The sequence below is a fragment of the Nostoc sp. UIC 10607 genome (genome assembly GCF_047228265.1).
Taxonomy (GTDB): domain Bacteria; phylum Cyanobacteriota; class Cyanobacteriia; order Cyanobacteriales; family Nostocaceae; genus Nostoc; species Nostoc foliaceum_A.
Genome location: NZ_JBIQNW010000113.1, coordinates 1 through 11,997, shown reverse-complemented (window position 1 = coordinate 11,997; position 11,997 = coordinate 1). Strand labels below are relative to the sequence as shown.

General features: G+C 43.6%; 5 protein-coding genes and 3 pseudogenes. 4 read left to right on the top strand and 4 right to left on the bottom strand.

Going from position 1 to position 11,997, the window contains the following annotated elements; translation table 11 throughout:
- Nucleotides 1–46: 46 nt before the first annotated feature.
- The 3 genes and pseudogenes from ACEYW6_RS34605 to ACEYW6_RS34595 form a co-directional block, all read right to left on the bottom strand.
- Complete coding sequence (locus tag ACEYW6_RS34605; protein ID WP_412983354.1) at nt 47–430, bottom strand: FAD-dependent oxidoreductase; 384 nt, start codon at nt 428–430, stop codon at nt 47–49.
- 1,378 nt (nt 431–1,808) lie between these two features.
- Nucleotides 1,809–2,997, bottom strand: a pseudogene (locus tag ACEYW6_RS34600) (IS4 family transposase).
- A 110-nt stretch (nt 2,998–3,107) separates the two neighbouring features.
- Nucleotides 3,108–3,209: a transposase DNA-binding-containing protein gene (locus ACEYW6_RS34595; RefSeq protein WP_412983353.1), complete on the bottom strand. Its 102-nt coding sequence runs from the start codon at nt 3,207–3,209 to the stop codon at nt 3,108–3,110.
- A gap of 203 nt (nt 3,210–3,412) precedes the next feature.
- Between ACEYW6_RS34595 and ACEYW6_RS34590 the strand changes: the two genes are divergently transcribed.
- The 4 genes and pseudogenes from ACEYW6_RS34590 to ACEYW6_RS34575 all read left to right on the top strand — a co-directional run bounded on the left by ACEYW6_RS34590 (nt 3,413) and on the right by ACEYW6_RS34575 (nt 11,717).
- Complete coding sequence (locus ACEYW6_RS34590) at nt 3,413–3,685, top strand: hypothetical protein (protein WP_412983352.1); 273 nt, start codon at nt 3,413–3,415, stop codon at nt 3,683–3,685.
- A 379-nt stretch (nt 3,686–4,064) separates the two neighbouring features.
- Nucleotides 4,065–7,781: pseudogene (locus tag ACEYW6_RS34585) on the top strand (amino acid adenylation domain-containing protein); the annotation flags it as partial.
- 69 nt (nt 7,782–7,850) lie between these two features.
- A pseudogene (locus ACEYW6_RS34580) lies at nt 7,851–10,850 on the top strand (beta-ketoacyl synthase N-terminal-like domain-containing protein); the annotation flags it as partial.
- 126 nt (nt 10,851–10,976) lie between these two features.
- The gene (locus ACEYW6_RS34575; protein ID WP_412983355.1) at nt 10,977–11,717 is read left to right on the top strand and encodes a thioesterase domain-containing protein; all 741 of its coding nucleotides are present in this window, start codon (nt 10,977–10,979) and stop codon (nt 11,715–11,717) included.
- A gap of 77 nt (nt 11,718–11,794) precedes the next feature.
- Here the strand turns inward: ACEYW6_RS34575 and ACEYW6_RS34570 are convergent.
- Nucleotides 11,795–11,997: hypothetical protein (locus tag ACEYW6_RS34570; protein ID WP_412983351.1), on the bottom strand; the 203-nt coding region annotated here is incomplete at its 5' end.

Genomic DNA, 11,997 nt, shown 5'->3' with positions numbered 1-11,997 from the left:
TTTGATTTTTGCGATGGCTGCGCCCGCCGAAGGCATCGCTTGTTTTTTACCGGATCTGACAAAACCGCATTGCTCCCATTTGTTGTTCAGTAACTGTTTTAGCAACGAATTTTAGTGCTGCTTGGTTTGACTGTGCATATATCTGTGCCTTTTTTTCACCATGATTTTTAATCAAATCGGCATAAATCAATTGGTGAAGTGAGGTAACTTTGGCTGTAGTATGACCGCTAACACCAGTAGATATTTGTTGCGATTCAATTACGGCAACGGTTTTACCTGCGTGTTTAAGTAATGTTGCAGCAGTGATTCCCGCAATACCTGCACCAACAATTGCAACATCCACAGATAAATTATTGATAAGTGGTGGAAAATTAGCTGTGGGTGTTGAGTCAATCCAGTAAGAAATGTGCTTTCCTGATATATTAGGCATATTTTTTTGAGATAGTGTTCGACAAATCCAATTCTTTGATGACAGAGTTAGGCTTCAAAATAAAGGTCAGACTGACATAGTTAGTTCCACTTGCTTTATTCGTGATTTTTTGACTTCAATAAAGGACAATGTGCTACTTTATTTTTCAATTCTGATTTATACAAATACTGTTGAAACTTATATTTAAAATAGACGTTTTTTCATATAAAATAAAACTATCTTACGGATAAGCTTGCTTGAGAAATTAGAAGAGATATATCAGCCATCAGACAGATAGTAATATAAAAAATAAAGATAACCCATCTAAAATGTAGCAATTGAAACATTATTAAAGGTTTTAAAATAGCTGCTTGTCTAGTTACAATGACTATCAATACTACTGAGGAAATGCGATTTTGAACTCAGAATTTGGTTTTGAAAAAAGTTTGCTGAGGCTGATTTAAAGGTTTTGGTTTGCCTTTTTACCTTGCCTTTTCCCAAAAAAAACAACAAGTATTTCAATGAGTATTTATTTTTCTTGATGATGAGTGTTGGCATTTTTACTTATTTCAGTAGTTTTAACCCATTGATTTAATAATCTGATAGCATCAGCTAGCGCGATAGCTTCAGTTTTATAGTTTGGCGAAAACTCAGACCAAAGCTTTTAGAGAAAATATCACAAAATTTTACTGGAAGAATCGAAGTTCTAGACCACTAAAAAATTGATAATTCCGTTTCTTAGCCGAAAGTTGGACTGATTTTGATTAATATTTTAGCTTATTCTATAAGGGGCTTCTTCCTGTGGGTAAGGCTTAACTTGATGACACGAATTTGTCCCAACGTAATTTAATTAGTCACTGTACAATAGTTAACGCACTGAAGTGCCGTTGAGCATTGAAATAAATGAATTCGCAAAATGAACTCCTAAAACAGCAGTTGATAGAAGCGATTTCTTGTCAAAATCTGCAAGAAATTCAAAAAATCCTAAGTCTAGCACAATTAGAGGATGAGACAATAATCCTCAAAGAAGTTCTTGTGCAAGTAGAGGGGAGCAAATTTTGTTTGGTTCTTGCAAGAATACGTAGGCAAGGAAAGTTATCAACAAGCCGTAAAGGATGTATCCACAAGCATGACTCAAAAACTAGTTCAAGGAGGTTTCAAGCCAGGGGTTGATTTCAACTTCTTGAGGGGAGACAAAATGGTCTAGAATGCTTATATTACAAAGAGTGTAGCAATTTGTGGTAAAAGAAAAAGAGCATTCATTCGCAACAAGCTCTATTTAATGATAATATTACCAGAATTCTACGAAACAAACCTCAAGCGAGAATTGGGACGTGCAGAATATTTATTACTAAAAATCCTGATAAATCTATTACAATCGATAAACTGACTTTTCCCGTTAAGTCTCTTTTGCAAGCCGCCAGCCCTCACAGAGGTCGTGTAATTTTAACCAACCTCGCCACAGTACCTGGATACCAATGGGTGTTTTGCTTCGATGTTCTAGGTAGCCACCAAGGCGAGCAACCGCTTCAACAGCCCAACTAACTGTTAACACCTTGGGTAGTTTGGGAGACTTAGCTTTTAAAATCTTGAGTTCAAGAGGATTGAGAATTTCAATTGCGGGAGCTAAGGGCTGAGTACGGTGTAGATAAGTTAATTGCAAAAGTTCTACGGCAATCACACTCAAGAATCCAATTAAGGTCTTCATGCCATCAGCAGCAAGTCTGTATTTTTCTACCTGACATCCTGACTTGAAAATTTTATGGTATTCTTCAACACGCTTTCCGTTACGTGTACCAGCGTAAAATCGTAGAAGCCATCTGGATATCTGCAATAACTTCCGTTGTTAGCAACATCCATTCCACAGGTGATTCACTGTCTGGGCAATCAATCTCAGTGGCATAAACAGCGTAGATGGCGTCACCGTGGTCGGGTAGAGGGTCACGGTTATCAAAACGACAGGGTGTACGGAGATTAACCTGATAAAATCTGATAGCCAGTTTGGTTTGGCGAGCAGGACGCTTTTGAGTCGGTGGTAATTCGATTTGTTGTTCAAAACTAATGGGTTGTGCTTCTAACTTCGACCAAAGACGTTCACTATTAGAATCTAAACTGCGGTTATGAGCCGCACGAACAAGAACTCCTGTGTGCTGAAGTTGACGAATTTTATGAAAAACTTCTGTGATATCGCCTTCGCGGTCAAACACATGAATTACTCGTGTGTGATGGCTCACAAGGCTTTCGACAGTGCTGATAGCTTCCACCCATTTGTAAGATTCTTTTTGTTCAAACGGACGGTTTCGGGCTTCTTTACGAGCTTGCGCTTGCCGTTGTTTCTTCTGTGTTGGGGTTTCATCTTTTGGTGGCTTCGGCTTTTGCTCCCGATCCAGAGTTTTTGCCACAACAAACCCATTGATTGACCATTCTCAGGCTCTATGGCTAAGGCACTGTGTAATATTTAGAGCGTTACCTGCCTTACCAATTGGGCCGTAACCTTCTGTTTTAGCTTTAATACTGCCATAATCAAGAAAACTCGTATCTCCAACGCACAGCACTACATCGTGTTCTGCAACAGTTTCCGCCGTCATTTGACAGTGCGGCTCAATCACCCTGGAAAATTGTACTTTTGGGTTAGCAAAAACTCGTAAGCTCTCTTGAGTACGGTTCCACTGTTGAAAACTTCCGACAGTGCAATGCCTTATCCAAGACTTAAAGCATAGCCTACCGACATTGCACGCTCATTTAATCGGCGATCGCCCAATTCTAAGGTCGCAAAATTTTTCTCCCACCAGTCCAGCATTGCTTGTTACCTTTAGCACCCGATTTCAATTACTGTACCGTATTTGCTGTGCTGTTTCTTAAACTCTTTACCAGCAAGTCTTTCAAGGCTTAACGGGAAAAGTCAGCTATAATTACCCGCGCTCAGATATTACAGTAAGAAACCGCACTAAAGATTATTGGTATGCCTACTGCAAAGTCAATGGGGTACAGCGAACTTATTACTTGGGCAAGACCAAAGATTTAGACTTTGAGAAATTGCAGCAGGCGGTAGATGAATTATCTCTTAGCGATTCCCAGTACCATAAATTAATTAGCGATCGTAAGACAGGCGTACATTCTAAATTTGTACATCCTACAGCAGGCGGGGAGGAATTAATTAAGTTGCAGCTTGAGATTAAAGAATTAAAAGATAAGCTGGCTATCGCAGAAGAGATTATAGAAGTAGCCAGGGAAGTGGTAGACAATATAATTCCCTCCAAATCAAATATGAATTGAAGTAAGAAGTAAAGTCTAGCTTTGTCTAGGTTTTATATAGCAGTACGTTACTTAAATACTAGGATTTGGGAACGACTATCAAGCATTAGTACAAGGTCGAATAATTGACCGTTTTTTTTTAACCAAGTGCGCTTAATAACAACGCAGTAGACTTTTATATTTGGCTTGATGCTGTTGAACGTACAAAAAAGTTGATGGTTTAGTAATTGCTCTGATTGTCCGAACCCTAAACACAGCCAAGTAAATTATCTGTTTTTAACGCCTCTGGTAACTAGCGATCGCTGTTTTTTTTCTGTATTCTCCTTCTGCACTTTTTGTTTTGCTTGTCAATGCGTAGGTTCTAGGTTACAACAATGTTTTAAGCACTATAGATATTAGTATGTATCCTGACTCCGATCTATTCAGCACCAAATATATCCCACCATGCACTCCTACTGAAGAAGTATTGTCAGCTATATGGAGTCAAGTTTTAGGGGTAAAAATCGGCAGAAAACACAATTTTTTTGAAGCAGGAGGAGATTCTTTAAACGCAACCCAAATCATTGTTCTTACAGAGAAAGCTTTGGGTGTGCTGTTGACCCTAAATTTATTTTTTGAATCACCTACAATTGCTGATTTAAGCTCTCGGATAGAAGCTCTTCACCAAGCTGAACCTGGATTATCAGTAACCACTATCGAACCAGCATCCCGCTCCACAGAATTGCTACTTTCCTTCCCCCAGCAGCGAATGTGGTTTTTTGAGCAATTTGTAGAGAGAAGTGCTACTTACAGTATGCATAGACTACTACATTTGTTAGGGTATCTCAACGTAGCCGCTCTAGAGAAAAGTTTGACAGAAATCGTGCGTCGTCATGAAATTCTGCGTACCACCTTCCGCAGCGTCGATGGCACTCCCATACAAGTCATCGCGGCTAGTTTGGCTGTAACTGTTCCAATGGTGGACTTGCAGCATTTACTAGAAGTAGAACAGGCAGCGGAGGTGCAGCGGTTGGCTAAGTACGAAGCCCAGCAACCTTTCGATCTAGTTAACGGTCCCCTACTGCGCGTTACTCGGCTTCAACTAGCAGAACAATCCCACGTACTGCTAATAACGATGCATCATATTATTGGCGATGGCTGGTCGTGGGTAGTATTTTTCAGGGAGTTGGGTATCTTATATCAGGCATTCTTTCAAGGCGAAGCTTCGCCTTTACCAGAACTCCCCATCCAGTACGCTGACTTTGCCTGCTGGCAGCGACAGTGGTTCACTGGAGAATTGCTAGAAACTCAACTGATTTACTGGAAACAACAGCTAGCAGGGGCACCGCCCTTATTAGAATTACCAATAGATCGATCGCGCCCTAGCATACAGACTTTTCGAGGGGCTACGGAGTCCTTTAACTTGAGTGCCCAGCTAACGCAAAAGCTAAAGACTTTTAGCCAAAAATCAGGGGTGACTCTATTTATGACACTCCTGGCGGCTTTTTTCACTTTATTAAACCGCTACAGTGGGCAGTCAGATATTGTTATTGGCTCTCCCATTGCTAACCGCCACCGCAGCGAAATAGAGCCGCTGATTGGCTTCTTTGTAAACACCCTAGCACTGCGAATTCAGGGGCAAGAAAATCCCACTTTCGCGGATTTGCTTGCTCAGGTACGGCAGATTATCCTGGATGCTCACGCTCATCAGGATTTTCCGTTTGAACGGTTAGTAGAGGTATTGCAGCCTGAACGATCTGCTAGCTACACTCCTATCTTCCAGGTAATGTTTGTCCTACAAAACACCCCGCCAGAGAAGCTGGAATTCCCAAATCTCACTTTAACTGCTCTAAAACCCAAAAATAACACAGCTAAATTCGATTTAACCCTGTCACTCAAGGAGACTGAGACAGGAATATCCGGGGAGTGGGAATACAGTAGCGATCTGTTTGAAGCAGCAACCGTTCACCGAATGATAGGGCATTTACAAACTTTACTAGCAGGAATTGTCGCCAACCCCGAATATCCCGTTTCTAAATTGCCACTACTTACTGAGTCGGAACGGCATCAGCTACTGGTGGAGTGGAATAACACCCAGATAGACTATCCCCAAGACAAGTGTATCCATCAGATATTTGAAGCCCAAGTAGAGCGAACTCCTGATGGTGTAGCAGTTGTATTTGAAGAACAGCAGCTTACCTACAGGGAGTTAAATTGTCGTGCCAATCAATTAGCACAGTACCTGCAAACTTTAGGAGTAGGTCCGGAAGTCTTGGTGGGCATATGCGTCGAGCCTTCTATTGAGATGATCGTAGGGATTCTGGGAATTTTCAAAGCTGGTGGGGCTTATGTACCATTAGACCCAGATTATCCCCAAGAACGTCTGGCTTATATAGTGTCAGACTCGCAAGTATCAGTGCTAGTAACTCAGAAAAAATTAGTTGACCAATGTTCCAATTATCAGGGGCTTACAGTTTGCTTGGATACAGATTGGGAAGAAATTTCCCGACCAAGCCACCGAAATCTAACTACTAGCGTACATCCTCACAATCTAGCTTACGTTATCTATACTTCCGGCTCGACAGGGCAACCAAAAGGCGTGTTAATCCAACACCAAGGGTTGTGTAACCAAGCTGCTAAAGCCTTGCAGATAGAACTTGACATACAGCCAGATAGTCGGGTGCTGCAATTCTTTTCCTTTGGCTTCGATGGCTCCATATGGGCGATTGTAAAGACGCTGGTAGCAGGGGCGACATTAGTTTTGGCAAAAAAAGAATCTTTACTTCCAGGAGAGGGGCTGATTCAACTATTGCAGGATGCCGGTATCACAATTATTCTCCTTCCTCCAGCAGTCCTGAAATTATTACCTTTAGAAGATTTGCCTTCGCTACGGACAATTCTTGTGGCCGGGGAAGCTTGCTCTATCGATCTAGTGACTAGCTGGGCATCAGGTCGTCGCTTCTTTAACGCCTACGGGCCAACAGAAACAACGGTTTGTGCCACCGCTGCTGAATTAACTAATGGCAGCCAACCCATAACTATTGGTCGTCCAATTGCTAACACCCAAGTTTACGTGCTGGATGCCCACTTGCAACCTGTACCTATTGGCGTGTCTGGAGAGTTATATATAGGCGGTGTGGGTTTAGCGCGAGGTTATGCGAACAGACCCGATTTAACTTCCGAAAGGTTTATTAGCAATCCTTTTAATAGCAAACAGGGAGAACGGATCTACAAAACCGGAGACTTAGCCCGCTACCTTGCAGACGGGAACATTGAGTATCTTGATCGTACCGATCGCCAAGTAAAGATTCGCGGGTTCCGCATTGAATTAGACGAAATCCAGGTTGTTTTAAAGGAACACCCCGATGTTGAGCAATGCTTAGTAATAGCACAAGAAGACCGACCGGGCGACAAGCGTTTGGTAGGGTATATTATCTCCAAGCTTATGCCCGAACGCCTTCTTTACGAGAGCGAGTGCGTGGTAGAAATTGACAACGATAAATTCCTACTTCGGACTCAGGATATCTCCCAGACCGGCGTTAAGCTAGGGGGAGTCCCTCCCGCATTTAGCCCAGGCAAGCCTATTTGTCTGCGCCTGCTTTTACCTGGAGCTTCGGAAGCCATTTATCTACAAGGAACGGTGAAGTGGTGCCAAGAGCAACAAGCTGGGATTGCCTTACATCTTGACCCTACAGAACAAGCTCTAATCGATCAAGGGATAGATTATCTTCTGGAAAGCCAAGGATTGTGGCAATCTTTGCAGCGGACAGCGAATCAAAACTTCCGGGATTACCTTCAGAAGAAGCTGCCCAACTACATGGTGCCATCCGCTTTCGTGTTAATGAAAGCTTTTCCACTCACGCCGAACGGCAAAGTCGATCATCGTGCCCTACCCGTTCCCCAACCGCTGCCCAAAGACCCGCTCGCCGCCGATAGCAAGCCCAAAACCGAACTCGAAAAAATTCTTGCCACGGTTTGGCAAGAGATACTTCAATTAGATACAGTAGGCATTCACGATAATTTCTTCGATCTGGGCGGTCATTCTTTACTGCTAGTTCAGGTTCACAACAAATTATCAAAAATATTGGAACAAAAGCTATCCATCGTTGACCTGTTCCAATATCCAACCATCCAATCTTTAGCTAAATTATTCAGCCAGGAGTCAGGTCAAAAAATTGATTTAGCCTCCAGCCCTTCACGCACCCAGATAAATCTGCTCCGTAAAAGAACAGATGAGACAACTATAGCGATTATCGGCCTGGCGGGTCGTTTTCCTGGCGCTAAAAACATCGATGAATTTTGGCAAAATCTGCAAAATGGTGTCGAGTCGATTTCCTTCTTCTCTAACGATGAACTGCTCTCTTTGGGAGTGAACCAGGCTATGCTGGGGCAGCCTAATTACGTCAAAGCAAGCGGCTTTGTGCCAGATTCAGAGATGTTTGACGCTTCCTTCTTTGGATTTAGTCCCAGAGAAGCCGAAGTGACAGACCCCCAACACCGCCTGTTGTTAGAGTGCGCGTGGGAAGCTATTGAAGATGCGGGATATGACACGGCTACATACTCGGGGAAAATTGGAGTCTATGCCGGAGCAGGGATGAATAATTATCTGCTTAAGAATCTAGCCCCCCATATCGAGTGGGCTGACCCAGCCTCCTCTTACCAAATAACGATTAGTAATGAGAAAGATTTTCTGTCCACGCGGGTAGCTTACAAACTCAACCTCAAAGGTCCTGCTATCAACGTACAAACGGCCTGTTCAACTTCATTAGTTGCAGTGCATGTAGCCTGCTCTAGTTTGCTCAACGGCGAATGCGACATGGCTTTAGCTGGCGGCGTTTCTCTCAAACTCCCGCAAGAGGCTGGCTATCTGTATCAACAAGGAATGATTTTGTCTCCCGACGGTCATTGCCGCGCTTTTGATGCGAAGGCGCAGGGAACTGTTCGCGGGAATGGTGCGGGCGTTGTGGTTTTGAAACGATTAAACAATGCCATTGCCTCAGGCGATCACATTTATGCCGTTATCAAAGGCTCTGCTATCAATAACGATGGTTCCTTAAAAGTTGGCTATACTGCCCCCAGCGTGGAAGGGCAAGCAGAGGTTATCGCCGCCGCACTTGCGACAGCAGGAGTTGAACCCGAAGCTATCAGTTATATCGAGTCGCACGGCACTGGCACCCCACTCGGCGATCCCATTGAAATTGCGGCGCTGACAACGGCTTTCCGCAGCCAGACTCAGAAAAAGGGTTTTTGCGCGATTGGTTCGGTGAAAACCAATGTCGGACATTTGGATACTGCTGCCGGCGTAACAGGCTTGATTAAAGCTGCCCTAGCGCTGAAACACAAATTGCTACCTCCCAGCTTGCACTTTGAGCAACCCAATCCTCAGATTGATTTCGCTAACAGTCCTTTCTATGTTAATACCAAGCTAATGGCATGGGAAACAAATGAAATTCCCCGTCGTGCTGGAGTTAGTTCTTTTGGTATTGGCGGTACCAATGTCCATGTAGTTTTGGAAGAATCGCCAGTAGAGGCCGGGGAGAAAGCAGATGCACCGGGGAGAAAGTGCCAGTTGTTGGTCTTATCTGCAAGAACCAGTACGGCACTCGATAAAGCCACTGCTAATTTAGCGGAATACTTAAAGCAACATCTTGAACTTAACTTGGCTGATGTCGCTTATACCCTCAGTAAGGGGCGTAAGGCGTTTAATCATCGGCGGGTTGTTGTTTGTCAAGATATTCAAGATGCGATCGCATCTCTAACTACTCTCGACAGCCAACGAGTGTTTACCAACGTTTACGAATCCAAAACTCGTCCTGTCGCCTTCATGTTTTCCGGACAGGGTTCCCAGTATGTGCATATGACGAGGGAACTCTATGAGGTTGAATCCACATTTCGCCAACACGTCAATCTGTGTTGCGAATTGCTCAAACCTCACTTACAGTTGGACTTGCGCGATGTCCTCTACCCCAGGGAAGCGGATATCGAAGCCGCAACCGAGCAACTGAAACAAACGGCAATTGCACAGCCCGCTCTATTTGTCATTGAGTACGCCCTAGCAACCCTATGGATGGAGTGGGGAGTGTATCCTACTTGTGCGATCGGGCATAGCATTGGTGAATATGTAGCCGCCTGTCTGGCTGGTGTTTTCTCCCTCGAAGACGCATTAGCTCTCGTAGCGATGCGGGGAAAATTGATGCAGCAAATGCCCCCAGGCGCAATGCTTGCCGTTCCACTTCCAGAACCCGACTTGCAACTCCTCTTGGAAGCGCCTCTAGAAGTGGCTTTAATTAACGGGCTGTCTAATTGCGTGGTTTCGGGATCGATCGAAGCTATAGATACCTTACAAAGCCAGTTGACTTTCAAAAGTATCAGGTATCGTCGCTTGCAGACATCCCATGCGTTTCACTCCCAGATGATGGAACCTATCTTAAAGCCCTTTACGCAAGGGATGAAAAAGGTTAACCTTCAGCCGCCACAATTTCCCTACATTTCCAATGTCACCGGCACTGGGATTACAGCCGAACAAGCCACTGACCCCGATTACTGGGCAAAACATTTACGCAGTACGGTACGCTTTGCTGAAGGGTTGCAACAACTTTTCCAAAAACCCGAACAAATTCTGCTAGAAATAGGACCAGGGCGATCGTTAAGCACATTAGCCAAACAGCATTCACACAAGTCTACAGAACAGATTGTCCTAACTTCAACGCGCCATCCTCAAGAACACCAATCAGATGTAAAAGTTTTGCTCACTACTTTGGGTCGGCTTTGGCTGGCAGGTGTAGAAATAAATTGGTCGGAATTTTATCGCCCCCAGCAACCTCACCGCGTTCCCTTACCTACCTATCCCTTTGAACGGCAACGTTACTGGATCGCTCCACCATCCAAGCTTTCAGGATTAACCGCCAAGCCTGTTGAGAAGGTATTGGCTTTGCCCAAGTCTGAAATAACACCATCGACGACCGAAGAATACTTCAGTCCCCAAGTTCCCAAAAGTTATGTACCTCCTCGCAATCAGACTGAACAAAAAATTGCTGAAATATGGCAACAATTTTTCAAACTCCGACAAGTGGGAATATACGACAACTTTTTTGAGTTGGGAGGAGACTCTTTACTAGCACTTCAGCTAATTTCCAAGTTACGAGATGCTTTGCTAATTGAACTATCGCCCAATAGTTTATTAAGTCAACCGACTATTGCTGAACTAGCTGAGTTAATTGAAGCAACTCCTCCCACTTCTGGAACTCTTAAAGTTAGTCCATCTCAAAAGCCAGATCTTCCTTCCTGTCTGGTTGAAATTCAAAAGGGAAATAGCCTAAAGCCCCCTCTATTTTTGATACATCCAGTAGGTGGTCACGTTTATTTCTATCGCTATTTGGCTCAAGATTTAGGAACTGAGCAACCTGTTTATGGATTGCAAGCCCAAGGGATAGATGGAAAAGCCGAACCATTGACTGAGATTGAAGCAATGGCAACTCAATATATTGAAGCAATGCGTTTGATTCAGCCAACAGGTCCTTATTACATAGGTGGTGCTTCTTTTGGAGGGATGGTTGGGTTCGAGATTGCTCAACAACTACACCAGCAAGAGGAAGTTGTAGCATTACTAGCTATGCTCGATACACCCGGACCTGGTCAATTACCAGATGGGCATAAGGTAGAAACAGATGCCCAAATCCTTGCTTATTTTATCAAGATGCTGGGAGATGGTTCAGTTTCCTTGGATGGTATTTATCAACTCGAGCCAGAGGAACAGATGAGGAAGTTCTTAAAAATAAGAAACGCTCATCAACGGTTTTCGGAGTCTGACCTAAAACAGTTTCGCCATTTGCTCCATATCTTTAAAGTTAACGTTCGCTCCATGCTTAGCTATATCCCTAAAGTTTATCCAGGTCGAATTGTTTTCTTCCGCGCTCGCGAACGGGATGATACTATTCCTCATCACCCAGAACGAGCTTGGATAGATTTGGCGTTTGAAGGGATAGAAATTCACCAAGTTCATGGTAATCACATCACCATGAATGAACCACCTCATGTTTCAGTTCTCGCTGAAAAGCTGAAAGTTTTTCTTTGATGATGCCTGTTCCCTTAGTTGAAGCTTTTGATCAAGCTTGGTAAAGCGGTACAACTAGGGGCGGCACTTTGTATTTATTATAATGCCGTCCTATTACCCTGAGTTTTGCTTAAATTCCTAGTTTTTGGAAGATCCAAAATATGTGTTTCGTCACCTAAATTTATAGTCATTTTGCCTACTAACACTGTGGAAGAATTAAACCAAAAACGTAAGGATTCAGGCCTAATATTTAGGAAGCAAAGACGGGCGAGACTGAGAATCAGCCAGTAGTGCTTGTACA

Coding starts and splice junctions, on each gene's coding strand:
- ACEYW6_RS34605 (WP_412983354.1), bottom strand. CDS start 430: ATGCCTAATATATCAGGAAAGCACATTTCTTACTGGATTGACTCAACA.
- ACEYW6_RS34595 (WP_412983353.1), bottom strand. CDS start 3,209: ATGCTGGACTGGTGGGAGAAAAATTTTGCGACCTTAGAATTGGGCGAT.